Origin of the sequence: Derxia lacustris (genome assembly GCF_002105195.1) — a bacterium.
Lineage (GTDB): Bacteria > Pseudomonadota > Gammaproteobacteria > Burkholderiales > Burkholderiaceae_E > Derxia > Derxia lacustris.
The window spans coordinates 592,922-619,920 of sequence record NZ_MUHU01000002.1 but is presented as its reverse complement, the minus strand read 5'-3'; the positions used below and the strand labels follow the sequence as shown (position 1 = coordinate 619,920).

Sequence of the window (26,999 nt, the reverse complement as noted above, 5' to 3'; positions counted from 1 at the left end):
TTGTCCAACGTCGAGAACGACCTGTTCGTCGCTCTCGAGTGGTCTCAGGAAATCACGGACATCCGCGAGCAGTACCCGCTCGACCGCGATATCACGACCGAGGTCGCCAGTTCCTTGGGTATCAAGCATCCGTGCTATCCCGGTACCCATGTGCCCACAGTAATGACAGTCGATTTTCTGTGCACGCGCATGCGCGACAGCACAGTGCAGCTGGTCGCATTCAACGCCAAGCGCACCGAAGAAGCGAACGACCGCCGGTCTCTCGAAAAACTCGAAATTCAGCGCGCGGCGTTTGGACTGCTCGCCATCCCGCATCACCTCGTCTTTCATGACGACCTGCCTAAACGCAAGATTTCGAACATCCGATGGATTCGGGATGGCTACCTGAAAGACGGTGAGCGCGAGCCCTACCCGGGCTACTTCGACGACATTAAGGCGCGTCTCGCTGCGTCATGGCCACAGTCCGGTCTTGCCTGCACGCTCGCCGAGCACTGCGCCCACTTCGACGCCAGTCAGGGCGCAGAACGAGGTACCGGTCTGAAGGCAGCTCGCATGCTCCTACTCGACCGTTGGCTGGTTCCTGACCTGGAAGGGCCTTCCCTCGCAGATGCACCCCTTACGTCATTTCAGCGGACATCCCTCGAGCGACCGCAATTACGCCCTGTCGGAGGTGCGTAATGCTGACTCGCAATGACATCTTCCTTGCTGAGGGCATTGAGTACCGCTTGCTCGGCGCCAATGCAGAAACGAATTGCGCGTGGGTCATCGTCCTGGGGGAGCCGAATGCGTTGCCTCAGAAGTGCGCTTGGCACGTGCTTTCGAGGCTCGAACCACATCGTGCGAACGACACGCACTGGAACCCAACATTTCGCAAGATGACGCCCGCCATGCGACGTGTGCGGGACGAGGCTTTGAAGGCGCTTGGCGATATCCAGAACAAAATTCCCGATATTTTCGAGCCTCACCAACGTGCCCGACTTGTAGATGAACGTGTTGCAGCTGGCTGCTCGAAGGTCGTCATCTACAAGCACCTAAGGCGGTACTGGCAAGGTGGGCAAGTTCCCTCTGCGCTACTCGGCAACTTCGACCAGACAAAGCGCAAACGCATCGGCTTGACCGCTGGTCGTGGCCGCCCCTCGCCTGTTGACGTCGCTGTCTATCAGCTTGAAACAACCGACCTCGAACGGTTCAAGGCCGCGATTGAGCGGTACTACTTCAGTGACGAGCGCAGGACACTGGCACACACGTATCAACGCTTGCTGGAAGCGCATTACCAAACGATGGACGGAAACGGCATCCATCGACTACGGCCGCCAGGCGAGCGACCGACCATCAAGCAGCTCCGCCATTACGTGCTAAAAAACTACGGAGCCGAGCACGTGCTGCGCAAGCGCAAAGGCGACAAGGAGTTTGAGCGCGAGCACCGTGCGGTCTTGGGCACAGTCCTTCAAGATTGCCTTGGCGTTGGTCACCAGTACGAAGCCGACGCCACGATTGTCGATGTGTTTCTCGTCGCATCAAGCGACTCACGCAAAATCATCGGCAAGCCGACGCTCTACCTCATTGTCGACCGTAAGTCGCGGCTCATCGTCGGCTGGTACATCGGCCTTGAAAACGCGAGTTGGATTTGCGCGCTGCAAGCGCTAGTCACCATCTCTGCAGACAAGCGCTCGCTGTGCGAGCAATACGGGATTGGGTATGACCCCAGGGACTGGCCGGCACACGAAGTGTTCCCGTCCGAAATCATCGCAGACCGCGGCGAACTTCTGACTCAAAGCAGTGACCAGGTCATCGAACAGCTCAACTGCACCATTGCCAATGTCTCGGCCAAGCGTCCCGACCACAAGCCAGTCGTTGAGACGCAGTTCAAGCAGACGCGCATGACGCTACAGGACGGCACACCCGGCTTTGACCCGCCGGAGAACGCCAAGCGCAGACAAGGTAAGCACTACGAGAAAGATGCTTGCCTGACGCTTCGCGACTTCACCGCCGTGATGCTCGCGCACATCATCGAACACAACCGCAGACCGATGCGGGACTACGACTGCAGCCTGGCGGAAATTGCGGCAGACGTTCTTCCGTCTCCCATTGCCCTCTGGAATCACAACATCGGCAGTCGCGCTGGGCTGCTTACGCGGTTCTCGGAAGAACGTGTCCGCATGGCGCTATTGCCCCGAGCAGAAGCGACCGTCACCGAGCACGGCATCGAGTTCCAAGGCTGCGTCTATACCTGCCAGGAAGCAATTGCGCGCGGATGGTTTGTCGATGGACGAAAGCGTCGCTTCAAAGTTGTGGTGTCGTACGAAAGCCGGCTCGTGGACACTGTCTACATTCACGCGCCAAGCAAAGCCGCGGTGTACGTCGGCATTCTGTCGGCCCGTGCTGAGAAGTACCGCGGCTTATCGTTCGCCGAGGTGAAGGCGTTTGAGCGCGGGCGTGCTCGGATGCGTCACGAGATTGAGCATCAGCAAGCTCAAGCACGAGCAGACTTGCATGCAACAACCGAGAGCATCGTCTCCGCAGCAGCGGCCAAGCTGGCAGCAGCGGGTACCAAGAAGTCTCGCACTGCGCGTCGTGCCGACATTGCCGAGGACCGGCAGCAAGAACGTCGCTTGGAACGCCAAGCATTGAGACCAGCCATGCGGCTCACGCCGCCGGATGGCTTCCCGGGGACCAAGCGGCCCATCGAAGGCGAGCCCGCACGTGGCTCGAACATCCTGCCGCTGCGCCCCGCTCGGAGTGCAATCGAGCGCGCGGCCGAGAGCAGCCGTAAAGAGGCATCCGTCCAACTCTCTAATGACTTGCTGGCATCGGCAGACATGAGCCCAGCGACCAGTCCCCAACCACGCGCCCCGAGCCTCGCAGACAAGCTGCGACTGGCGCAGGAGAAGATGCGTAATGGATGAACTTTCTGCTTTTGGGGCCGTGGAGGCTACCTACCAAACCCACCACTTGCCTCAATACCGTGGCAACCCGATGGTGGAAGCGCTACCAGCGACCTTGAGTGCCGACGAGCTGCTCGAGTTTTTAAGCGTGCGACCGGGCTTTGAGCCGGAGCAACGTCAATGGGCTACCGACGACCGTCTCCACATGCTTGGCACGCTGCGCAGCTTTGTTGTTCCGCTTCAGCGTCACATTGAACTGGCTCAAACGCTGGATTCGATGCTGCGCTCTGGCTATGTGGGCCGCATGCCGCGTACCCCTGAGTACATGCGCCGATGTCAGTCGATATACGACGGAGCACGGAGTGGCGCATCGTTCTCTAGTTCGTCACTGCAGCTGTCGGCATTGCTGATGGGGATACCTGGGATGGGCAAGACTACGGTGGTCAAACGCTGGTTCTCGCAGTTCCCTGACGTCATCTATCACCGGGCGACAAACACCTACCAGATACCTCGTCTGCACATCGAGATGCCCAGCGACGGCTCGAGTATCAAGGGGCTGGGCCACGCCATTCTTCATGCAGTCGACAGGCTAATACCTGGCGCGCAGTACTACGAGACGTACGCCAAAGGCGGCAGGACAGGCGCTGACGCGCTCATGCGCGGGGTCGCTCGAGTCATGAACATGCATTTCGTGGGCTTCTTGGTAGCGGATGAAATCCAGAACCTCGCCAATGCTCACAAGGGCAAGCAGACGGTGATGACTGAACTCGTCTCGGCCTGCAACGAGCTTGGGGTCCCCATCCTCTTTATCGGCACGAACAAGGCTGCAAAGGTTTTCAATCAGGACTTCAGGCAATCACGCCGGTCGTGTGGGCAAGGCATTCGGCACTGGGACCGGCTATCGAACGAAGAGAGCACCGATGGTGTGAACGAGTGGCGCAATTTCCTGGAGACCCTGTGGTCCTTCCAGTGGACTCGCCAGCCCGTAGCACTCGACGCCCAGTTCGATGCTCTGATGCACCATTACAGCCAGGGCGTCATCGACATTGCCATCAAGCTCTTCGCTTCCGCTCAAGCTCGTGCAATGCGCGACGGGTCTGAACGTCTGAGTGCTGAGCTCATTCATGAGGTCTTTGAGACCGAATTCGAATTGATGCATCCGATGGTCGATGCACTACGCCGCAACGAGTCAGAGCTTCTAGCTCTTTACGATGATGTCGCGCCCATCTCAACTGCCGCACTGGCTGAAAGCGTCGGGCGCCGCACGCAAGTCCTGAGTACGGCTCAAGTACCGACACCGCATCAACAGGGCGGTACTGCTGCTGCATCGGCTACTCAACACCGGTCAAACAAGAAGACTTCGGGCAAACGCTCAGCCGACGCTGCAGTACGCGACGCGACCGAGACAGTCACGTCGCTCGAAGACCGGCCAGAGGACTACCGCCAGGCAATCCAGTCCGCCACCGACACAAGCGCACAGGTGTATCAGCGGATGCGTGAACTCGGCATGGCACGGCCTCTCGAAGCGCTTGTGGACTTGACCTGATGCCGCTGCTTCCCAAGCCTTATGACGATGAGGTCATCGGAAGCGTGTTCGCTCGCGCGGCCATTCAGGCTGGCTTGCCACTAAAGACGCTTTTTGGTTCCATCTTTTCGGGTCGCGGGTCTCATTCATTTCTGATGACGAGTGAACTCCATCGCGTCGCGTACTTCGCCGGGGTGGACGCCGATGAACTGCTGAGCCAACACACGATGTTCCCGTACGCAGTGGCTTATATGACGCGCGATGTCAAAGCCGCCTTTCGTACGAAAGCGCTCAGCCTGCAGCCTGGCCAGGAATGTCTTGGCTCGCTGACCAAGTCAGTGTCCCATGGGGTTCCCTACCGCCGCTTTTGTCCCGACTGCGTCCGGCAGGACCTGCGCATGTACGGCGAGTCGTACTGGCGAAGGGCACATCTCCTGCCAGGCGCTCTGGTTTGCCTCCGCCATCACAAGCCCCTCAAAATCGCCAATTTGCCTTTGCGTGGCAGGACGTCCATGAAGGACATAACGCTTCCGCATCAGGCAGAGCTGCTTCCAACGCGATTGCCCGCATCCGCGGCACTTCGCATGAAGCTCACTGAACGGTCAGTACAGGCGCTGGTCGGACAGGTACAGGTCGGTAACGACTGGCGCGAGTCGTATCGGACTCGAGTGCTCGCACTCGACTATCAGCTGTCACCCGGGGCGGTCGCAGGCGCGGCACTTGCCGGTGAACTTCGCAGCTACTTCGGCCAGCCGCTGCTTGAGTCCATGGGCTGCCCGCTGCCGAGAACATGTTCGGACACGTGGCCGGCATTGATGACCCGTCCTGGAATTGATACCCCGTTTGCGACTCCGAAGCATGTGGTGCTCGATGTGTTTTTGGATGAAGGCATTCAAGCTCCGGACGACGTGACGAGCTTGTACCAACCGCCGGGCAAGAAGACTCGCGACTACGCCAGGTTGGACAAGGCGACAGTTACTCGAATCGAGAAGCGTATCCAGCAGGTAGTGGAGGCTGGCGGGCGGACATCCATCAAGGCATTGCTGACCGACGCTGGCGTCTGGTCCGCTTTTCGGCACGACCGCGAGAACTTTCCTGCGACGCGAGCAACGCTTGACGACTTTCGGACATCAAACCAGGCAGAGCGTCAAGTTGGCGGGCGTAGCTACTGGAGGCAGCGCCATCCCAGCCGTTATTCGCCAACCCAAGGAATTGATGAGGCTACCGACGAAGTGTCGGCAGCTCGCTAAGCGAACTCGTCAGCCAAGAGCTCAGGGCCACAAACGAGTTTTGAGACGCGGGAGGCCTAGCGAAAAAACCGTTCAATGTCTTACCAGGGCTGACGGTTATGAGGCTAATCGGCTGTGTAACTCCGACGTCGACCTAGGTCGCATTGACGCGGTTGCAGCCTGGAAGAGACGCTACCGAGCTCGCGGCAACCCGAGTGCGCCCCTTCAAGCGGTCCTTTAGGAGCTGACGCCAGAGTGAGACTCGACGGACAATAGCGGGAGGATGGTCTGCACCAAGCTCTACCTTTCGTTCGAGACCGCCACGGAGCGCAAGCGCTGGTACGAGAACACGGTCGTGTGAACTGGGTGCGGGCAACTGGCGTGACGCTCAAGTCAGCGCCGCTGAAAAGTCGTGTGAACTTATGGCCTTGCTACGCTGAAGGCGCTGCCTCAAGCATGCATGATGTTGACGAATACCGCATCGTCTGTGCTCGAGCCGACGTACTATCGGTCAGATTTGCCGCAAGATAAACGGTCGCCTTATACCTGGGTGGCCGCCACTATAGTTAGTTGGCGGAAGCCCGCTCCGTGGGAGACGGAGTTGTAGACAAAGAAGACCTTGTAGTGGCCTACACAAGAAGCATTTTGCGCTACCCCGGGGGGAAAACTCGCTTCGCTCCGTTCATCCAAGAGGCACTGAGCCTGAACAAGGCTCGCGTTCGCGTGTTTGCAGAGCCCTTCTGCGGCGGTGCCGGCGTGGCTATCTCTCTGTTGGAAGCCGGACAAGTCGACTCTGTCGCGCTTAACGACTCCGACCCTCTCATCGCAGCGCTCTGGCGAGTCGTCTTCTCAGAAGATGCGCAGTGGCTTGCGGAGCAAGTACGCGTTGTTCCTCTGAGTGTGGACGAATGGAAGCGGCTGAAGGCCTCGACACCTACGAGCGACCGAGACCTCGCGCTGAAAGCGCTCTACCTAAACAGAACTTCGTTCAACGGAATTCTCCACAAATCAGGACCGCTCGGCGGGTGGAACCAAACCAATCGCACCTTGGATGTACGGTTTCCTCGGGAGAAGTTGGCCAATCGCATCTTGGAGTTGTCAGACCTTAGCGACCGTGTTCGCTCCATTCGATGCTTTGATTGGCGCGATTTCGTCGACGAGTTGAAGCAAGATGACGGAGTCTTCCTTTACTTTGACCCCCCGTACTTTCACAAGGCTGAGCAGCTTTACGGGCATTACTTCAACTTGGCTGAACACATTGCTTTCCGCGACTTCGTAGAGGAGCTCACGGTGCCCTGGCTGTTGTCTTATGACGATGCACGTGAAATTCGCGAGCTATATAAGCCATTAAGAGTATCTGCTCGTGTAATTGATAGCACATACTCAGCCCATCCAATCGGCGGGGCATCCTTCGTTGGCAGGGAATTGTTCTTTTCAAACATGAAGAAGCTGCCCTCTCCTGACGAGGATGGCTGCACCCATATTGGCATGTCAGTTAAACAATACCAAAAGAGAAAACGCGCAAGCGAGTCCGCCGCCCGAATTCCTTGGACGCAAGCGGCCGTCGAAATAACAGACTAAAGGGGGTACACCATTCCATGAGCATCATTAACCAAGTTCTTGCAAGCAGCCCATTGGTTGCGCTTCTCGGCGATTCGAAGAACAGCCACGTAGGCTTCGTCTACGGGATGAACTTTTCAGAAGCAATGGTGCTGACGAACGATGCCTGGAAGGAGAGAGTCGCTGGCATCCCACATAACAGCTTCCTTGTTGCCGCAGCGTTCGACCCGGAGAAAATGGGCCAAGCAACAGAACTTGAGAAAGAGGTGGTGCTACTCCGGGTTCTTGAGCCGGCGCCGCTACCAACCGATGCAGATATGCTGCGCACCCGCGTGGAGCACAACCAACGCAGGACCGAGGACGAGCTGTTTCCAAAGGACGCACGCGACGGCCTAGACCCGATGACTCATGGTGAGCTGCAGTATGGTGCGCTCCGTTGCCGCATTCTTGGGACGTTCTATGTCGAGGACGGCGAGTTGAAACTCGGAAGCGACTTGGAAAACTACTTTAGTTCAACGAAGCTGAGGGTTTTCAAACCGCGCGGCGACGCCTTAGAAAAAATTGTTAATCATCTGAACCCGGAAGCGAAGAAGGCACTTCGCGAAAACGCAGAGAAATCCGGCTTTAAAAAAGAGCCAGTTCCGCTCGAAATAGGGACCGTTCGGTACACCTCAACAGCTCGTCTTCATCGTGGTCCGAACGAGCCTCTCGTGAAAGTCCACATTCAGCCCTCCGACTTCCTGGCGCGGCGTACTGCAGTGCTCGGCATGACTCGAACAGGCAAATCTAACACCGTGAAAACTACCGTGGCTGCGGTTAGTCTGGCAGCGGCAGGCGGAGGTGTGAAGGTAGGCCAAATCATCTTCGACCTGAATGGTGAATACGCCAACGCAAATCATCAGGACGACGGGAGTTCGATTGCTGACGTATTTGGCGAAGACTGCTGTCGCTATCGCGCGGCAGACACCGCTGGGTTTGAGGACCTCCGCCTCAACTTCTATCAGGAGCCGGCGCAAGGACTGGCGCTTATCGTTGACCTATTCCGTAAGGACCCCCCACCGTATTCCGGCCAGGACTTGGATACCTTTCTTGGCACGAGTCTTGAAGAGCCCGATGCAACGTCAAGGGGCGACCATAACCGCTGGAAGGTGCTCACCGCAGTCTGGCAGTGTCTCTTGCATAAAGCGGGATACAAGGCTCCGGCAGGACACATCGTCAATATTCCCTTAAGCGACAACTTGGTTAAGCAGCTGCGGAATTTCGCCGATACCCAGAACCCGAAAATTGCCATTACCATTCCAACCTCGGAAAAGGTGTCTTTGGAAGACGCCTGCCAATGGTTTGAGACCATTCGCAAGTTCAATCTGCTCCTGAAGGCCTCCCAAAAAAGTAACAGCCAGCCGATACTTGGTATTCAATCAAGCACGAAGGGAAACCCCTGGGTCGATGCCAACCTGGAGGCCTATCTGAACATGCTGATGCGAGAGAACTCACGCGAACAGCCATTCGGCGGATGGAGAGCCATTACTGGCTATCGCGGTTACCACTCTGCGAAGCGGAGCGGTGATGTGGTGAAGGAGGTCTTGGGGCACTTGCACGCAGGGAAAATCGTCATCCTAGACCTCAGCGTGGGGCCGGATACGGTGCGTACTGTTCTTGCGAAAAAGATTGCCCAGGCCATCTTCAATGCATCACTAAAAACGATGAACGAGGGCAAGGTCCCTGAAAATATCGTTGTGTACGTCGAAGAGGCTCACAACTTGATTGGAAAGAAGGACGAGCTCACGGATACGTGGCCACGACTAGCCAAAGAAGGCGCAAAGGCCAAAATCGCCTTTGTTTATGCTACTCAAGAGCCGTCGTCGATTCACCCCAACATTCTCTCGAATACCGAGAATTGGTTCGTCACGCACCTAAACAACGACGACGAACTGCGGGCGCTGAGCAAGTACTATGACTTCGCGGACTTCCAAGCATCATTGAAGTCGGCGCAAGACGTCGGTTTTGCGCGCATCAAGACACTGTCTTCTCCGTTTGTGCTGCCCACCCAAATTAAGCGGTTTACCCCGGACGAGCTGAAGGCTCAACTTGCGCAATTGCGCGAGGTTTCAGATGCTCCGATGAAGTGAGCGTGCAGAATGCCATATCAACGAGAAACAGCATCCAAAGGCGGACACAGCGACTTGGTGAGGAACCCTGACATCCAGGCATTTCTCAACGACTGTGCGTTTCTAAAGCAGCCTAGCGACGACGAAGCTCGGAGCATCGCGTCTGCCTACTTGCCGGCACCCACTTCGGGTTCGCTGCCTCTAAAGGTGGTCGCTTCCGATGCGAGCCCTTATGCAGACCCTATTGACGACAAGTTTCCGAGCACCCAAGTAGGTTACGTCAAGGCCAGTCTCGTCCTTGTCGATGTGAGGCAGTTTCAAGACCTGTCTCCCCCGGGCTCGCGGTTCGTCGACCCGTTCAAACTTGCAGCCCTTCACCGGAACGCTGATTCGTACTCTTTCGCTCTCCCAGGAAGCAACATTCGATACAAGGGCTCGGCTTCTGTAAAGGACGGGTTCCGTCGGGCTGTGTGGGACCAGTTGTCGGATGAGCGAACGTCATTTCACCCGCATAGTCGCGACTTCACAGTACGCGGAACGTTGCTCGCGCTTGAGAACGGTGAGGCAGGGCTGAAGAAGTGTCCTTCATGCAGCGCTGTCCACCCTCAGGGCCTTGCGCACGACCTGTTTGTCTTCACTGCCGGGAGAGAGGTTCAAGTTTGTCCGGCGTGCAACGCGGAGGTCTACCTTACGGACACCCTTCGCGTTCACGAACAGGTTACCGATTACGGCGACTGTACGTCAGCAGTGACACGGTTCATGAACGCAGTGGAGCAGTTGCTCATTGCGACCTTCGTGCGAATGCTGGCAGAGCACCATCCGCAAATCCTGGCAGAGATGGCCTTCATCTTGGACGGGCCACTTGCAGTGTTCGGGCAGCCCGCGTCTATCAGTTTCACCCTTGTCTCGTTCTATCACCGAATCCGAGAGGAACTGCGTCGGCGCGGACTGCGGGCGCCAATCGTCATCGGATTGCAGAAGGACGGTCAGGTCATGGAGCACGCCCGCTCCATCGCTCGCTTCCTGCCGAACGGCACATTCCATGTTGTTGACGATGAATATCGCGACGCATATATCAATTCAGTCAACAACGAAAATTTCGGCACGGAGACGTACTTCGGTCAAGACTTTATCTTCAAAACAGAGAAGGGGAATATTTTCACCGTCGGCTTGCCGTACCCAGCAGCGAAGAAGTCCGGAACCAAAGAGTTTTCGCGGTTGAAGTCAGACTTAACGCGCTACGGCTCCGACCTCGGGCGAGCTTTTGACGTAGTGCGGCACTTTGAGTTGGACCTATATGAGAACGCAGTAATTCCCGTCGCTCTTGCTCACCGGCATGCATCTATCAGCCTTAAGCCGGGAGGCAAGGTGCTCGACCTCGTTACAAAAAACGGACTCGTAGGCAGTTAGGTTGTAGGCGAATTCTCTAAGAGCCTGTTTGAAAACTCAATGAAGCGTCGACAAACGGCCTGGACGCGGCCCCAATCGCCCTGTTTTTGCACAGAAATTAGGCAATTTTTGCCGGGCAATGCCGCTGAAGTGCCACCGTCGACCGCTGCTTTTAAGTTTTCAAACAGGCTCTAAGAGCCTGTTTGAAAACTCAATTGACCGTTGAAAAATGGCTTGGCTACAGCCTCAATCGCACTGCTCTTGCACAAAAATTAGGTAATTTCGCTGCGAAATGCCACTGGAGTCCTACCGCTGGCCGCTGATTTTGAGTTTTCAAACAAGTTCTAAGCCTCTGCGCTGATGCAGTTTTTGCGCCGAGAGGATTTCGCCGCATTGTCGTCGAGCCTGCCATTTGTTCAATGGGCCACTGCGCCGGATAACTACGCCACGCCAACCGCCGCATTGCTCGACAGGCGGCTACGTCACTCGCCCCTTGTATAGCTGACTGGCGATAGCTATCAACTCAAGGACAGGAAGCCGGTCGGACAGACCCAGCCCCGTATCAGCCTTAATGGGCTGATACGGGGCTAGACGATTTCACCACCCAGGTGGGTCAAACTCGAACCGGCGACCGACTAGAAAGATGAGTCAGGTTTCAGCCAGCGTTGTCAAATCGATTGGGAGTTCCGCACGCAATCGATTTGCGTAAATGCATTTCCCCTTGAAGCTGCGGGAATCACGCACCGACCGGCCGTAACCGCGCCGTCGTAGTCGTAGTTGTAGTCGTACGACAGCAAAAATACGAAGCGGGTAGCGGCCCTACGGTCGGCGGCTAAACCACAAGACCTATCGATTCCATTCACTTGGAGTCGAACATGGAATGGGTCTGCGGGTTTGCGATGGAGGCGGGGCGTCTTGAGGCTGTTGCAGTGAACGAAGACAGGCGGCGTACGACCATCAGCCTCAGGGACCTACATCGGCGAGGCGTGCCGACCGCATTGCGCACCTCACGCACCAAGGTGTGCGTGAACTTTCAGGAGTTTCGTCCCCGCCCAAGTCATGAGTACCGACAGTGCTTCTGCATCGAACTACCGGAAGACATCTGCGACAATCATCAGGTATTCGAATTTAAGGAAAACAACAATATCTATTTCGTACCAGCGCTGGTGCTGATGCGCGCGCTATTCCAGCCGGCAGTCCTCGTTCTGCCTGATATTTTTCTCAACAATGCGCTTGAGCGGGCATGCCATCTGCGCTGGGAACCCAATGATGAGGCACCGGAACTTATAATTTACGCATTGTGGGCATATCCGAGTCACAGGCACCGCTATGCCAATTGGGAAAATCCATTCAGATGGTTTATGGCTCACCCGAGTGCAACGCATATGCTCGATAGTGTGCATCAACATGCCTTAGAAGGACGATGCGCACTGACGTTACCGAAAGCCAAACTCGAAGCCAATTTCGATTTCGTAGAATATGGGGGGCGACGGTTTGTCACCGGCATTAGAATCATCTCCGTCACGCCCCTTGACAAGCCCGCCTATCAACTCAAGAAACTCAAGTCTGTCATTCGCTACCACGATGGCCATGACAATTTCGAAAGTGGACAACATCAATACAACTTGCCGACCATTCCTCGCCATAGTGACTCAAGCGTAGATGTTAGCGACCAAGAATGGCAGGTCATCGAGCCATTTCTCAGGCGCCGAGCAGGCACGTGCCCACAGTTACTGCGGCATCGACTTAATGATGTACTTGGGAAGCTCGCCGAGAATGTGAGCTGGGAAAAGCATTCATATAGAACCGGGAACTGGAATGACGCGGCACAGGCTTACCGACGCTGGAAAAGGCGAGGTGATTTCGAGCGGATTTTGAAAATACTGGAAAAAAGGTAAATAGCCGCGAAGAGTTCATTATTGGCTTCATTGCACCGATGTGCCCGAGAAATGCGTCGCTTTGGAGACCTTCACGGGTTGGACACATACTGCGCCAACTCCAACTTGGCGTGCCCCACTGTGCCGCACGTCAAACCAATTATTCGTCCATGACTAAGCTCCTCTCCTGTTTCAGAAGGACTTGGTCGAGTCTTGCACCTGCGCTGCCGGCGACATCGAACGCTTGGAGAAGCTCGCGGCCCTCATCGACGAACAACTCGTCACCGCCCGCGAGAAGCTAGGCGCTGTTGACCCGCTCATTCGGGATTCAGGCCGCTACTGGACGTAAATCTCTTCGTGTTCATCGCACCTCCTGCGTCATCTCAATTTTGAGGCGCACAGGTGTCTACAATTTCTGGGGTGATTCATTTGGGAGAAGTCGTCGTGGCGGACGCCGAAGAACCGATGGCTGCGAATAACTCTCCGCGCTTATAAGCGAACTCAAGCGGGCGCCTCGGTGTCTGGTTTCTTTTACTTCGCAAACAAAGAACCAACTTCCGGCGGCGCGGAACCCCACGATTCGAAACATATGGCTTGACTGATTCTCTAAAAATATACATATAGTATATATACGCAATACCCCTATGACAGAAGAGCACATTATGCCTACTGCTGCCAGGCAACGACCGATGAAGCTGAACTTCAAAGAAGACACATTGACAACGGTGTCGCGAGACGCGCTGACGGCGCTTGCCCATAAGTTGGGGCTCAACGAAACCCAAACTGTCCTTTATGCCCTCGCTAGACTCAGAGACGAGGTTTTCGTCGGCCAGGACATGGAGAAATTTATGCCACTTATCAAAACGCAGCACCAGGCCATCGCCAAAGCCGAACCGATAGAAAAAGGCAAGGTCCTCGGCTCACTGCTGTGAGCGGAACCTACTGGAAACCGAGGCCGAAACTGGGAGACATTATCGAATGCTGTTTCCCTGAAGAAGTAGGCGTCCCTGGCCCGAAGAACCGACCTGCCTTGATACTCCAAGTTGAAGAAGCTACTGACGACGCCACGGGAGTAGCCAATTAAGTTTTCAAACAAGCGCCTAGTCGGGCGCATTGACCACCGTGACCTGCTTCGAAGTCCGTCGGTTGAATGAATTTCTGCCCATAGTTGACGTATAAGAACAACTAAAACCGCGTTTTCATTCAATGGGCTCCTTGGCTCTGGAGGAGCTGTATCAGTAACTGCTGGTCCACCAGTTCAACTAACACCTGCTTGCACCAAAAGCGACGTAGATGGTTTTCACTGCAATAGTTGAAAAAAATAGACGTTTTCGGAATTGAGAAGACAATCAGGCGACGGTATGCCGGGAAGTAGATGATTTGTGATGCCCCATCAAATCAAAGGCTTCACTTGCTGCCGCCATGAACTCCAAGTTGTCCTGCGCTCCACCGGCTGCTGCATCGGTCCATCTAGGATACGAAGCGCTCATCCGGCGCTATTCGCTTCGCGTTCCTTCGCTGCGGACGGTGTATTGCGGAGTGGACCGAGCGGTCGAACGCCGCATCACGGCGACGGAAGGCACTGAGCGGATTGAATTGCCCCTGCTGCGGCTCACTGATACGGACAGTCTGGTGGGCCAGCTGACCTTCGCGCTCAAGCGCGAGCCGCTGAACCTTTGCGTGCTGGGCGCGCTGTTCGAGCGGGAGGACGTGCTTCAAGGAATCCAGGCCTGGCTCGAAGCCAAACCGTCGTCGAAATATGCGCGCATCGCGGGGCACTTGGCCGAGTGGCTCACGGACTATCGGTTCCACTACCAGCTTCCGGCCGGGGTTCCGCGAGTGCCGCTGCTGGACCCGCGGCGCTATGTTCCGGGGCCGTCCGTGCCGAATCCCAGATTCGGCGTGACGCACAACCTGGTGGGCACGCCGGCGTTCAGTCCGCTGATTCGCCGGACAGACAAGCTCGATGCGTTGCTGGCCGAAGACCTGGGCAGCCAGATTTCAGCGGCGCTCGGACGACTCGAGCCCGAGCTGCTCGCCCGTGCAATTGACTACCTGTACTTGTCGGAAACGCGTTCCACGTACGGGCTGGAAGACGAGATACCGGACAACAACCGCGCGGCCCGGTTCCGGCGCCTGCTCGAGCAAGCCGGAGAACCAGGCGGGCTCACCGAAGAGCAGGTGATGCTTTGGCATGCCGAAATTGTCGAATCGCTGCGGTTCGAAAGTGCCTACCGCAACGGCCAGAACTGGCTTTCGCGTTTCGGCCACCCGCGCAACCTCGCGGACTTCATCCCGCCACCAGCCACCCTGGTCGAGCCCATGATGGACGGGGTGGCCGAAGTAGCAGGGATGGCCTCGGCCAGGACGCTCCATCCGGTACTGGCTGCCGCGTGCGCGGCATTCGGGCTGGTCTTCGTGCATCCGCTGTGGGACGGCAACGGGCGATTGCATCGCTTCTTGCTGCACCACGTGCTGCGCCAGAGCGGCTTCACGCCCGCCGGAATGGTGCTGCCGATATCGGCGCGAATGCTCAAGGACCTGCCGCGGTATGCCGCCCTGCTCAAGAGCTATTCGCGGCCACCAACCGAGCTTCTGGAGTACCGCCTGGACGCGGACAGCGACAGCATTCACGTAACGTCGCCGCAGCCCCGCTGGCTGTACGCCTGCTTCGATGCCACGGAGCTCTGCGAATTCGTCCTTGAATGCGTCAAGGGCTGCGTCGACGAAGACTTGCAGGAAGAAGTTGCCTATCTGCGCGCGCACGATGCCACGGTGAGAGACCTCGAAATCTGGCTGGACATGCGCCAGTCACAGCTGAATTTGCTCATTGCCGCAATCGTCGATGGTCACGGCAAGCTGCCTGAACACAAACGCAAATTGGCGGCCCCGCTCAGCAACGACCAAGTGGTCCTCATTGAATCCACGACGTGCTGCCATTTCGCCGATTACCTGAGACGCCGTATTGCTGAAAAATAACTCGGGGAGGCCCCCTGTTTTAGCGGAATGGCCGTCGCGCCCCTAAGTCTGCGAGGTCGGCAAATGGCGTTCTCGGCGTCAAGACTTCAGCCCCGTCAAGCTAGGCTGAGCCGCCATCATTTCCTACGCCGTTTTGTTGGCAAGGCGCCGCCACATCCCGCTCTTGGGTGGCTCCAAGACCCCTCGTGATGCGCCCATATGCCGGAAAGCCAAGCCTTGCAGACTTTCCAGCCGATTGGGTACATCAAAGGGAAGTTATCGCCCCAATGGCACCCTGGAGGTACTAGTGCCGAATGCCTGTCGAGGGCGAGCAGCCAGTGAAAAGGCTGCACCCTTGCGGATACGGCCTATGAATGACGAAACAGCTGGCAGCTAGGTCAGCAGCGAGGCGCCTTCGACCTTGGCTGCGGCCTTGTCGAAGGTCCACAGAGGTGCGTAGCCGGCCTGAATTGCGAGCGCCGTGTGCACGCAGTCAGAGAAGTCAGCCGTGCCGTCGGCGTAGGACCGCAAGGCCACCTCAATGGCCCCTTCCGATTCGAACGTGAGCTCTCGGGTCGAAAGCAGGTCCGACAGCACGGAGAGAACCCCAACCTTCGGCCGCTTGAAGTTCGAGCGCAGAACCCACTCGAGCTCCAGCGTGACTGTCACGGGGACGAAGAGCGGTTCGTCTGCTTGAACACAGCGATTGATGAGGCGTTGGGCTGCCGCGAGCTGCGCGGCATCGTCTTGAACGAGAAATCGAACCAGAACGTTGGTGTCAAGCGCCGGCATCAGCGCCAAGCGTTCATTGCTTCGACGGGCACGTGGGTGCCCGTCGGCGGGCTGACCGAGCCGGCCATGTCCAGAATGGACTTTGTCTTGGCTCGAACCAGGATGCTGCCGTCGGGCAGCACGTGCCAGACCAGCCGCGTGCCTGGAGTGGCACCGACCTGCGCTCGAACCTCGGCAGGCACGGTTGTCTGGCCTTTGGCCGTGATGGTCGATTCAACCATTGAAGACTCCTTACTTTCATATAAATAGTAATGCTAGCGAGGAGCACGGGCAAGCTATTGGCGTTGCATGAGGGCTCTTTGAGGTCTGGCGTGCCTGTCGACAGGGGCTCACTTCGGTCCGCGAAACTTGTTCGTCGCGAGAACACAGCTTCTTTTCGGGCGACACGCCTACTTCCCCGCCTGCGGCCAACAGCACAGCGAGGGCGTGAGTGAGGTGGGCACGAGGGGCACGAGAGACAGCCGTCTTGACACTGCGGGAGCCGGTAGTGGCACCTGCAGGGGGAATCGGGGCTGGAGCGCTGGCGCCAAGGGGTGCTGCGCAGAAGACGAGCCGGCGAGCCGAAGGAATGACTGGCGACCAACTGCCCCTACGGCCTGTGCCTGCGCGACCCGGACGTGCTACGCACGGGTCGGTAGCCTCAAGCGTTTGCCCCTCGACCTCAGCGTGTCAGAGACCGGGTGGGGGCAAGTAGTCGAACGACGGGAGCGTCGATATTTTGGGATGCTCGCGAATCGTTGAAGTACCGGAAATCCTCGCCGTTGTTGGCTTTCCGGTCAGTTGGGTGCCACGAGAGAGATAACGCCAACAAAAGAGCCCGGGGCTTTATGGCCCTCTCGTGTTGTTCTGCCTAAAGCGCCGTGCAATGCATGCAGTTCACGGGGTCCCCGCTTGCGGACAAAACCACTGCGAGTTCTTGCCCCTCCGCGAGTGAAGCGCTCATCCTCGTCCGCCTCTCCATGTAAGCGCAGTTGTCTCAGGCCCTACTCGGTCATAGCTAGTGCGCCAGTTCGAGTTGACGTGACGTGTGTCGGTTACCTGGACGTGCTTGGGCGCGTTCTTTTACCGGATTTCTTCTAGCTTGAATGCATCAGCGATTCATGCCCGTCCAACTGCCAACGGCCGGGGAAGCGCGATGCTTGAGGTCACTGTTAGCGAAGGGCTGCTACTTGGGCTGGACTTCGACGGTCGTGTTGCCCGGAAGGACCGTCTCCTCGACGACTGAGTTACTCACTACAGATGACCGCGAACGGAACCTGATAAGTCTCCGTCAGGTAGCGTTCAGTGACCGCGAGCAATGCTAGTTGGCTATGGCTGGCGCCAGCCTTAGACATCCCTGGCTGAACCGCAAAGACATTCAGCGAGACTTCACATCGACGGCTAGCCTCCCTGAGCTCCGCCAGTAGTCGCTTATCACCGACCTCGAAGCGTGAAGGCTTTCCGTGGTCCACGCGTTTCGCCTCCCGCTTCAGCAAATGCACAAAGAGGTCAGTACGGCGGTCCCTGTTGCCGAGCCAGCAGATACTCTTCTGAGACTGACCACAGACTACGTACAAGTCGTCTACCCGTGCCCCGGGAAAATCCTCTACGGCGTACTTGCAGTGGTAGAACTCAACTTCAATTCTTTTCTTCCCCGGTACGTCGTGTAGCCGAACTGCCACGACATCCGCCGCTTCTCCCGCGCCATCGTCATCAAAGATTAGTGAGTAACTTGGGTCTGCCTTCAGCGTCTCGATAAGTCGAAACTGGATGGTGTCCGAAGCGCGTGCAATGCCTTGCGACTCCTTTCGAAGATTTATCCCCGTCCAATCCAGCACGCGCAACCGCTCACGTGCGTACGGCTGGGTTGATATCGGAGGTAATTCAACGTAATGGCATCCCTCGAGCGAAGAGCCATCCGCAAACCAAATTGTGGGAGCTTGCTCCGTCAAAAATTCTGTAAGGAGGCTGTTGGAACTCCGGCCAACCTGTGCCCAGCTCCCTGACTCGAAGGCGAATGAGTAGTCAAAACTGTCGCCCGCAGCAAAAAGGTTTAACCTGACCTTAGCCTCCCAGTCTTCGGAAAAGACACGCAGTATCAGCGGGGCATCGTCGGCCCTTGGCATCACCTCGATATCCAATTCCGTGAGCGGAAACTCCTTTCCAGTTTGCGACTTGATGATAGTTGCTGCCTCTGGCCGGTCCAGAATCAGCGAGGGCCAATCCGCTGCGATAGCGACCTTGTGCGGAACAACGCCGACAGCAATAGGCTTAAGCGTCCCAGACAGCACTTCGTCGGGGTCAATAGACTCGTCAACAAGCTTAGCGCCGATAGCTCGACACCAACTCGCGAAGGTGTCAACGCGAAGCCGCTGACTGGACCAAACCCGCCCCCGCTTTGCTGCACCTACGGAGGCCTTTTCCCCACGCTCGTAGCCCTTACCTGCCAGGACAGCTCTCTTGGTGCCTTGTCGAGTTGCTTCGGAAAGTCGAGACTCGACGTCTGAGCCCATTCGGCCCGTGTATCGAATCTGACGACCAAGATGCTCATCGAGGCCGACATTGTTCATAACAAGGCGATTGACACCGTGAAAGCAACGATAAACTTTAGGTTCGACAACGATGGACACGTCGTCACCACATAGGGACTTCGCAAGCTCCTTGTATTCGCTGCTGTTGTTGGCGCCATGCAAATAGAGCAGCTGATGCTCGCGGTCCCACACTGCAACGAAGAGCTCCCAACGCCACTCCTTCAGGGACTCAACCTCACTCCACCGGACGCATTGTTCGGTTGCGGCTACCACGACCAGTGTGTTCTCCCGTTCGTTCAGCGTGTGGTACAGCTTGTCGCGGTCAGTGAGGCCCTTGAAGCCTTTTCGGAAGCGGTCGGGGTGCCAGTTAGCGCACTGAGTCCGGTAGACCACCATGCTGGCCGCAGGCCGCAAGTCTTTTAGCGGTAATTCATCCAGAAAGGGCTGGAACCCGCTCAAAAACTCTTGGGAGGTTACCTCGTCTGCGATAGCCTCTTCTGTCAGATTTGGGAGAAGCGAATTCCAATCAGGGTCTTGGGAATAAAGCTTCTGCAGCTCTTCACGTACGTCAATTAGTGCCGTGTTCGCGATGAACACAGGATTTCCTAAGTCGTGTCGCACCCTGGTAAAGCGCCCCGCCAACTGCAAAGTCACAGCTAGGCTCTTTCGGATGTCATGAAAGGCAGCGATTTTTAATTCAGGCAGGTCAAAGCCTTCGCCAAGCATGTCCACACAAATGACGATTCTCGCTGCGCCAGCGAAGAGCTTGGCCTTCGCCGCATCACGTTCCTTCAGCTTGAGGCGCGAGTGAATAACTACCGCTTCATAGCGACCTAAGGACTGGTAGACGACCAAGACACTACCAGCACGGTCAACGCCTCCAACTCGCGCCATAACCAAATGCTTGCCGGTTGTGTCTGCATCCAACTCGGCAATGGCAGCGAGGGCAATCTCTCGGTCGCCCTTGGCAGCGTCGAACTCATAGACTTCATGGAATCGAATAGGACGAAAGTAGCCCTCTTCCTGTGCCTTGCGAAGCGGGTAGACATAGATGAGCTTCCCGTCAACCGGCTGGTTATCTTCTCTGAACGGGGTAGCAGTGAATTGCAGAACCGGTTTGCCTATGAAGTGGTCACGAAACTCTTTCCAGGTTTTCGCTTCGGAGTGGTGTGCTTCGTCAATGAAGAGATGAGTGCAGTGCTTTGCCAGTTCTGCTCGAATTGACTCATCGCATCCGCCTACAAGGTGCGCGGTCGTCACAACCACGTTGCACCGCTGTAGAAAATCCTGAACCTCCTCCGCAGTCTTTGGCTTTGACGTTAAGACACCGACGACTGGGCGGTGTGCCGCCTCATCCAAAATTCTGTTTTCGGCTACCTTTAAGAGTCCAAGTGTTGCGAACTTTCCGGCAATCTGGGTGCGTAACGCATCCGTCGGAACGATGACAAAGACACGCAAGCAACCCGTAGAAATAAGCGTTGAGAGCATCGTTTCTGTCTTACCGGTTCCTGTCGGCATGACGACTGTCGCAATGTCGGTTGATATTGACCAATGTGCATGAATTGCATGGAGGGCACCAAGCTGAGGCTTGCGCAGCCCGACCACCCCATCGGGGATATTCTCTTCGGCGTAATGGAATGCACCAAACCAGGAAGTTCGAGCAGCGTCAGCCAGAGCGCTGGGGGCCAGCGCAATAGCCTTGTCATGTGCCAGCAGTTCGTGCTTGAACCAATGTGCTTCCGATAGGTCAAGTTCAGCGTCAGCTTCTTCAAACTTGCCTACCAAGACCCGAGCCGAGTCAGGGAACGTCGCTCCAACGGGAGATTTCCTGAAAAGGTAGATATCGGGGTCGCCATCTCCCGGGGAGAACTTCAACCCGACATACTTGTTCACGGTGAACTTGACTGAGCTTCCCTCAACACACCGACTAGGCTGAAGTAACTGCTGAACTGTACCGATTCGGTAAACGCTATTTACTGCCCTCACGGCAGGGGTGGTCAGTTTCACGGTCGCCTAGTCCTGCACAGTTAGCACGAGCGGGCTTACGGCGGGATTGAGTTTCTTCATAAGGTCGTCTCAGTAGCGAGCTCTATTTATATGAACGGAGATTTAGCTTGGGTGCACAAGGCATATCACCATTTTCTTTAGCCGCCCTGTAGATTTCCCCGGAAATCGTAGATGCCTGCGTGCCTCGAGCTTGAGGTGAAGGAGGAGGCGCAATGAGCACTACAAGATTTACGGAAGAGTTCAAGCCTGAAGCGGTAGCGCAGGTGCTGCAAAACGGCCACTGAGTGGCCAATATCGCCCAGCAGCCGGGAGGAGCCATACGTCAGGTGGCAGTGGCTCAAGCAGCGCCAGGTGCCAATGGCTGAGCGCCAAGCCTAGGCCATTAAATCCGACGAAGTTAGGCACCTAAAAGCCGAACTCAGGCGGACGACCACACGCGACATCCTAGAGAGGTTTCTGCGTACCCGGCCAAGCAGTCCGAATATCACAACGACAAAACACAACTCAGTTCACGACTAATTTGTCGCTATGGAAGGCTCATATGGCCGCTTCCCTAAGGGAATTAGCTTACGAGGCATTGGCAACCTCCATCCCCCACGCATGGGCGCAGCGCTTCTTGACGTCAAACGCGCTTACCTGCTGTGAGCCGCTGCACGCTGCCTCAACGCATGGTCCCGTCCAAAACCGTGACCGGAGGCAGACACGGAGCGCCTACTGGCGTTGATACAGCGGCGCTGGGTTTGCGCCACGTATACGAGCCTCCTCAAAAGCATCCAATAGATACCGCGTCTCTTGCGAGCCTTGGATGCGGTCCGCAACACGGAGGATTCGCCAAGCGAGGTTTGGGTGGCTGTACCCGTCGTCGAAAAACACCAATGGCTTACCCACCGCAAAGGAGCCGAATTCATCGAGCGTTCGGAAAGCTTGCATGTTCCAGCTTAGCTTCGTGAGCTCCAGTACGACCCAGTTCGCCGCTAGCGAGACTTCGCCTACCGGCGTTTTCGCCATTCGAGCCTTGAGCAAGTCGGCGGCGAAGTTGTCTGCATCTTCTTCCGCGACTTTGGCCCTGCTCGGCTCGACATTCAGCTGAGATAGCCGGCCTTCGCGGAACACTGCGCCCGGAGTGCCCATCTTCAGATGGCCCACCTCGTGCAGCAAGATGAAGGAAAGGAACTGCTCTGCGTCGAGTTGAATCCTGCCCAGCCCTGCCGAGTTCCTGCGCACCCACTCAGTGACCACGGCAGGAAATATGAAGACGCACCGACAACCGTTCGGGACAGCTGCGGGCGTGACAACCGTGCCTTGCCGGTCATCGACAACGTAGACCGCGACTCGCGATGAAACATTTCCCGGCAGCTCAACCCAAGCCGGTTCCAAGGCCAGCGCGGCGTCACCCACCAGCAGGTTGACCACGGCAATGGCGTTCTCAGCCAAGGAACGTCCGTCGAGAGTTTGCTGAAAGCCTCGCTCGACTACTGGGTCGGCGTAACTGCAAATCGCTGCGAAAAGCATCGAAGCACACAGTAACGTGCGCAATCCAAGCCCGACTTTCAGCATGGCGTTCCTTGCGTTCGCATCCTAGGTGACATCACAGCCGCAGGCCGTCGATACTTGCCGAACCAAGGGAGGGGCTCCATGAGCATTGGGCAAATACTGTTGGCGGGAATATGCGCATTAGCCTGGTGTGCTAGCGCTGTAGGGCAAGGAGCAAGCCCTCCCAAGCCGCCTCCACCCCGCGCCGAGGTTCCAGACCTGCGCACGGTAAGCGCAGTCATCGTTTGCGGGAACTGCGACCAGCCGTTCGATACCAGCACGCACGAGAAGGTCATTGAAGACCTCGTGTCGAATAAGTACATCGGCGAGCTGCGCAAGGCGCTGTACCTTCAGGACAGCTACCACCAGTTCGAGTCCAAAGCCCACTTCGACAACTGCGCGTTCGGTGACGCGATAGGCTACATCGACAGCCTCCTGTCAGAAGTTGATGGCCACGTGCAGGCCGCACAGGCGTCAAAGGTCCGCGGGGATTCCGCCGCGGTTGACGCCGCCATGCTGAAGGCGTTTTTTGCGCTTGGACAGAGCCTCCATGGTGTTCAAGACTTTTATGCGCACAGCAATTACGTCGAGCTGAGCGTCGACCAAGCCAAGAAGTCCACGGACATCGAGGTGATTGCTCCGTGGCGGAAGGCCAGCAAGGACCGCATTAACGAGCTGGCAGGAAGACCACCTGGCAAGGCTCTCGTGTCGGGCTTCGTTTTCTGGGGATTCCCTCAGGCATGCCCGAAGGGAACTCTCTCGCATGCTGACCTTGCAAAAGACAAGGCCACGACACCAAGCGGGAAGGTGAAGCTTGCCCATCTGGACAACCGGAGCCGCTACCAACTCGCTGTTCAATTAGCGCGTGAGGCATCCCAAGAGCTTATCAACGACGCCTTTCGCCGCTGGCCTTTGATGAAGGCGACCAATGGCGAGAGCGTTGCCTTCGAAGTACTGGTCGACCGCCGAGGGCTCTAGCCATGCGGCGCTTTGCTCGGACAGCTGTCACAGCAAGCCTCATGCTGGGTGGAGGAGCCTGCCTAGCCCAATCGCCCCCCTCTCCGCCAACCTGCCGACTTGATGCGGAAGGAGCTGCAGCGGCCGCAAAAACCATCGGGTTGGCGCTTAAGGCGTATGCCGAGCTCGGTACACCACTTCCAATCAACGATGTTGTCGCCAATCCGGAGTCAGCACAGCTTGCTCCGAAGACGCTTGGCGTGTATGTCCTTTCCGACGCGTCAACAAGCTCGACCACAAAGGAAAGGTGCATTCGAAGCAGCCCGGCTCTGGTAAAGGGAGAAGAGCTCGACGCCATCAGCGTCCGCGAAGGGTGCGTTGCAGCCTCCGATAGGCTGGAAGTGCGCTGTTCATCAAACACTGTTCAGTTGTTCGGAAAACAGGGCAACCGGCCTGGGTTGGCCAACCCTGCGCTCCTCTACTTGCTCGCCCATGAGCTCTGGCACATCAAGCAGCGACGGCCCGGCGAGTACGCGGGACGAGTCGAACTCATTGACATGAGGAAGTCTCGCGAGGAAAAGCTGCAAACCTTGCAGGCGTCTTGTGAGCCTGGGCTGACAAGAGCCGAGGAAGACGCAGACCGAAATGCCGTGCGGGTTCTCGAGCGCCTCCTTCCGGCCCTGCCATATCGGGAAGCACTGTTCTCGCCACAGGGGTCTGTGCTCTGGGGCGCAGACCAACTCAATATTGCAGCCAACACATGGCGCAAAGAGGCTCTTGAGCGGGAATTCATCAGCCAGCCGAAGCCCCACAAGTCCTTCGTGCCAACCGAGTTTCCGACCCTACCGGAAACGGTAAAGCGGAACGCAAACTCGTTCGTATGCGATGTCCTCACGAAGCGAACAGGCGTTGTTGCATACCCAGGTCGCTCGAGCACCCATCCGCCACTAGAAATGCGCATGCAGCGTGTCGCTGAGGCACTCCGGTTCCTCGCTGCGGGGTTGCCAAAGGCAAGTGCCAAGGAAGAGTACAAGCCAGTGGCCGTCCTTCAAGAGCAACTGAGCGATATCTTCACGTTCATGTATCGGGAAACGGGCGTCTACCTGGAGGCCGTTCAGAGCGCAATCTGTACCAAGGTAAACGGTGACCATCCAGCCGAAGGGTGCGGCGCAAGGTAATTTGCACCCCTCTTAGCTGACGGTTCATGCCCTAGGAATGCAAAGCAGCGACTAAATCCAATTTGCTTGGCTGTCTTGCCGCACGGCAAGACAGCCTCATAGGGCATCCCGCTTCACGACCCTTGCGGTTTCTGCGGGTGACCTACTCGAAGCGCTTTAAGTGGCGCGAGAAGACCCATCCCTGAAGTTCAGCCTTGCCATCTTCGCCCATCCATAACACCAAGGTGAAGTCTTGACCCCTATCTAGAACTCGGACCGTCTGGCCGAACCGGAGTTGCCCCACTTCCAAAGCCTTGGCCTTAGGTTTGCTTTTCACAGCGAGGTTCCGAGCACTTACGAACCTCAACTCGCTCAACACACGCAAGTCTCCGACCGCCTCGCGAGCAGCCTCCTTCACCTGCTTGGTTGCCTCCTGCTTAGGCATTCCTTCGAGCCACTTCTTGACAAGGAAGTCTCCGACCGGATTCACGAACGCAAACACCACTGCAATCAGGAGGGGCACAAGGACGGTAGAAAGCATCCTCTGGAGCATCGGCTCCTTAATTGCACTGAGGGCCTCAATAATCTGGACCACTGCATCCTGTAGCGTCAGCGCTCTCGAAACGCCATCAGCCACCTGTTGAACCAGTTGGACAGCCTCCTCATGCACCGCCAGTGGCTCATATTCTTCGGTAGCACGCTCTAGAAGCCGCCTGATGTCCAAGGGCTCGCTGGCCTTTGCCATGCCCTCAACGATGGCCCGTATGGCAGAAGCACCTAGAGGCTCCTTGAAGCGTTCCAAGGACCCGGCGAGCTCCCTGTACGGGTTGGCCCACCTTGCGGCTTGCTCGGCCGCCAACCGGAGCGGCTTACCACTCGTCAGGTCCTTCAAGTACTTCGCAGCAATCCTACTGGGAGACAGCAACTCCTCGATGGCCTTGGTCCTTGCGAACGTGGCCGAATGGAGCGCAGCGAACCGTGATGCGGAGGTCGCTATCTCAACGTGACGACGAACTCGCTCCAGCTCCGATGATTCAAAGGCTCGTACTGCGTTCAAGCGCACGTCAGCGAGCTTGGCTTGCTCAATTGCAGCCCAGATGCCGCAGGCGGGGTCGAAAGCCTCGAGTTGCTGCCTGAAAACGTCTACGGGACGGAACGCGGCCGATAACACTGCGAACTCCGCAGCAACGCTTGTTGGGATATACCGCATAGCCGCATCAAGCGCGGAAGTGCTGCTACCCACCGTTGCCAGGTCAAGGGAAGTGCCCCCTCCCCAGGATTGCATCTTGTCGTTCATGTGTCGATTTGCTGTGGACGAGTGGCACACCGAAATGTTGCGGCGCGACTCTCCTACATCTGAGGACCAACAACGTAGCGGTAGGACCAATACACGACACTCAATAAGATGTGCGCTCAGCGGGACACCAAAATTGCCCCGGATTTACTAGACACCCATGAGCCCCTCGATATACCGCTGTTCGAACTCCGCTAGCGAGAGGCCAGCAACGGTCGAATGGCGCCGCGTCGGATTGCAGAACATCCGATGTAGTTGAAGACATCGGCGCGATGCCTCCTGGCGTGTGCTGTAAATCTGTTGGTGGATGCGCGGGCTTGAGCAACTCGAAGAATGTCTCGGCCACAGTCTTAGCAGTGGGCGCGCCAGCTTATGCATGTATGTCCGGTGAATTGACGGCCCCAAGTCCGAGTGAATCAGTGCCTGCTTTCTGGGCCTGCGCTGCCACGGCACCATCAGCGCGTTCATGGGCCAGGCAAGTGTCGATGCGCTGGCCTATGGACCAGGCCACCAGCCTGCCCACCAGAGGGCGATGACCCGCCAGGTACAGCCAGTCCTCGTACGTTCGCAGGTACGTGACGTCGGTCGCGCAGGACTGAGGGAACCCCGGGCGTTTAACCCACGCTGCAGGTGATTGGGAGCTACCACGGCTGGCAGCTCGCCGCGCGGCGATGTACGACGCCTGAAGCGGGACTGCGAGCGCCGCCCTCAGCCTCGAGTAATCGTGCCATGCGGTGCATGTCGCAGCGATTGCCCAAGTCGCGCACGTCCAAAGCGTCCTTGGCACCTTGAATGACAAGGTTATGCCCGCGAATAGCAGACACAAGGACATCGGTAAGGGGTGCTGTTCCTCTCGGAGCACTCAACCCCAGCAACGGCGAGGGGTACAACGCGTTCGTAAGCGAGGGAGCCGTCTCCGCTGGGGACAGCATGGAGTTTTGATGTCGTGACCATTCTCCCTCCTAGATGCACCAGTACTAGGCAGGGCGCTAGTTAGATGCACGCGCTTATCTATTTGGCAGGCTCGGCGCAAAAAACGTCTATTTCTCCGACAAAGCATCTACTTTTTTGCCATCCATCAAAAAACAGCTACAGCGCAAACGAATGGGACAAATAAGACCAACGTGCCGACGCTCGCTCAACTCATAGCTCAAAGCACATGCGCGCGACGTAGTTCTTAGCCGGTCAGGCTGTGCTGCGACTGATTTTCCGAATGTT

Annotated in this window: 17 protein-coding genes; 12 read left to right on the top strand and 5 right to left on the bottom strand. The window is 57.0% G+C overall.

Translation table 11 applies throughout. From position 1 onward, the window contains the following. The 10 genes from B9P64_RS04520 (at position 1) to B9P64_RS04475 (ending at position 15,552) form a co-directional block, all read left to right on the top strand. The gene (locus tag B9P64_RS04520; protein ID WP_176256713.1) at positions 1 to 678 is read left to right on the top strand and encodes a TnsA endonuclease N-terminal domain-containing protein; all 678 of its coding nucleotides are present in this window, start codon (positions 1 to 3) and stop codon (positions 676 to 678) included. Further along, the gene (locus tag B9P64_RS04515; RefSeq protein WP_085315010.1) at positions 678 to 2,906 is read left to right on the top strand and encodes a Mu transposase C-terminal domain-containing protein; all 2,229 of its coding nucleotides are present in this window, start codon (positions 678 to 680) and stop codon (positions 2,904 to 2,906) included. The genes B9P64_RS04520 and B9P64_RS04515 overlap by 1 nt, the downstream gene beginning before the upstream one ends. After that, positions 2,899 to 4,431: an AAA family ATPase gene (locus tag B9P64_RS04510; RefSeq protein WP_085315009.1), complete on the top strand. Its 1,533-nt coding sequence runs from the start codon at positions 2,899 to 2,901 to the stop codon at positions 4,429 to 4,431. Before B9P64_RS04515 ends, B9P64_RS04510 begins: the two co-directional genes overlap by 8 nt. Then, positions 4,431 to 5,660: a TnsD family Tn7-like transposition protein gene (locus B9P64_RS04505; RefSeq protein ID WP_085315008.1), complete on the top strand. Its 1,230-nt coding sequence runs from the start codon at positions 4,431 to 4,433 to the stop codon at positions 5,658 to 5,660. The genes B9P64_RS04510 and B9P64_RS04505 overlap by 1 nt, the downstream gene beginning before the upstream one ends. A 603-nt stretch (positions 5,661 to 6,263) precedes the next feature. After that, entirely contained in the window at positions 6,264 to 7,220 is a 957-nt protein-coding gene (locus B9P64_RS04500; RefSeq protein WP_176256712.1) for a DNA adenine methylase, read from the top strand. Between the two features lie 17 nt (positions 7,221 to 7,237). After that, on the top strand, positions 7,238 to 9,328 hold the full coding sequence (locus B9P64_RS04495) for an ATP-binding protein (protein WP_085315006.1): 2,091 nt from the start codon (positions 7,238 to 7,240) through the stop codon (positions 9,326 to 9,328). Between the two features lie 738 nt (positions 9,329 to 10,066). After that, positions 10,067 to 10,717 (top strand): hypothetical protein, encoded by a 651-nt coding sequence (locus B9P64_RS25975; RefSeq protein WP_217808638.1) that lies wholly within the window; start codon positions 10,067 to 10,069, stop codon positions 10,715 to 10,717. An 854-nt stretch (positions 10,718 to 11,571) separates the two neighbouring features. Next, positions 11,572 to 12,594 (top strand): transposase, encoded by a 1,023-nt coding sequence (locus tag B9P64_RS04485; RefSeq protein WP_085315004.1) that lies wholly within the window; start codon positions 11,572 to 11,574, stop codon positions 12,592 to 12,594. 668 nt (positions 12,595 to 13,262) lie between these two features. After that, the gene (locus tag B9P64_RS04480; RefSeq protein WP_085315003.1) at positions 13,263 to 13,505 is read left to right on the top strand and encodes a hypothetical protein; all 243 of its coding nucleotides are present in this window, start codon (positions 13,263 to 13,265) and stop codon (positions 13,503 to 13,505) included. A 490-nt stretch (positions 13,506 to 13,995) separates the two neighbouring features. After that, a complete protein-coding gene (locus tag B9P64_RS04475; RefSeq protein WP_085315002.1) occupies positions 13,996 to 15,552 on the top strand; it encodes a Fic family protein in 1,557 nt (518 codons plus the stop codon). Between the two features lie 372 nt (positions 15,553 to 15,924). Here the strand turns inward: B9P64_RS04475 and B9P64_RS04470 are convergent, their stop codons facing one another. The 4 genes from B9P64_RS04470 to B9P64_RS23540 all read right to left on the bottom strand — a co-directional run bounded on the left by B9P64_RS04470 (position 15,925) and on the right by B9P64_RS23540 (position 22,397). Further along, positions 15,925 to 16,323 carry a PIN domain-containing protein gene (locus B9P64_RS04470; RefSeq protein WP_085315001.1) on the bottom strand — a complete coding sequence of 133 codons (399 nt, stop codon included), beginning with the start codon at positions 16,321 to 16,323 and terminating at the stop codon, positions 15,925 to 15,927. Next, entirely contained in the window at positions 16,323 to 16,544 is a 222-nt protein-coding gene (locus B9P64_RS04465) for an AbrB/MazE/SpoVT family DNA-binding domain-containing protein (protein ID WP_085315000.1), read from the bottom strand. The genes B9P64_RS04470 and B9P64_RS04465 overlap by 1 nt, the downstream gene beginning before the upstream one ends. Positions 16,545 to 17,549: 1,005 nt before the next feature. Further along, positions 17,550 to 20,840, bottom strand: coding sequence for a DEAD/DEAH box helicase (locus tag B9P64_RS04460; RefSeq protein ID WP_085314999.1), 3,291 nt, complete (start codon positions 20,838 to 20,840; stop codon positions 17,550 to 17,552). 711 nt (positions 20,841 to 21,551) lie between these two features. Continuing rightward, positions 21,552 to 22,397, bottom strand: a complete 846-nt coding sequence (locus tag B9P64_RS23540; RefSeq protein ID WP_139826134.1) for a hypothetical protein — start codon at positions 22,395 to 22,397, stop codon at positions 21,552 to 21,554. Between the two features lie 78 nt (positions 22,398 to 22,475). Here B9P64_RS23540 and B9P64_RS04450 point away from each other — a divergent pair, with 78 nt between their 5' ends. After that, positions 22,476 to 23,351, top strand: a complete 876-nt coding sequence (locus B9P64_RS04450; RefSeq protein WP_139826133.1) for an HET-C-related protein — start codon at positions 22,476 to 22,478, stop codon at positions 23,349 to 23,351. A gap of 2 nt (positions 23,352 to 23,353) precedes the next feature. Beyond that, a complete protein-coding gene (locus tag B9P64_RS23535; protein ID WP_139826132.1) occupies positions 23,354 to 24,508 on the top strand; it encodes a hypothetical protein in 1,155 nt (384 codons plus the stop codon). A 142-nt stretch (positions 24,509 to 24,650) separates the two neighbouring features. Here B9P64_RS23535 and B9P64_RS04440 read toward each other — a convergent pair whose 3' ends face one another. Beyond that, positions 24,651 to 25,784 (bottom strand): SH3 domain-containing protein, encoded by a 1,134-nt coding sequence (locus B9P64_RS04440; protein WP_085314995.1) that lies wholly within the window; start codon positions 25,782 to 25,784, stop codon positions 24,651 to 24,653. Between the last annotated feature and the right edge of the window lie 1,215 nt (positions 25,785 to 26,999).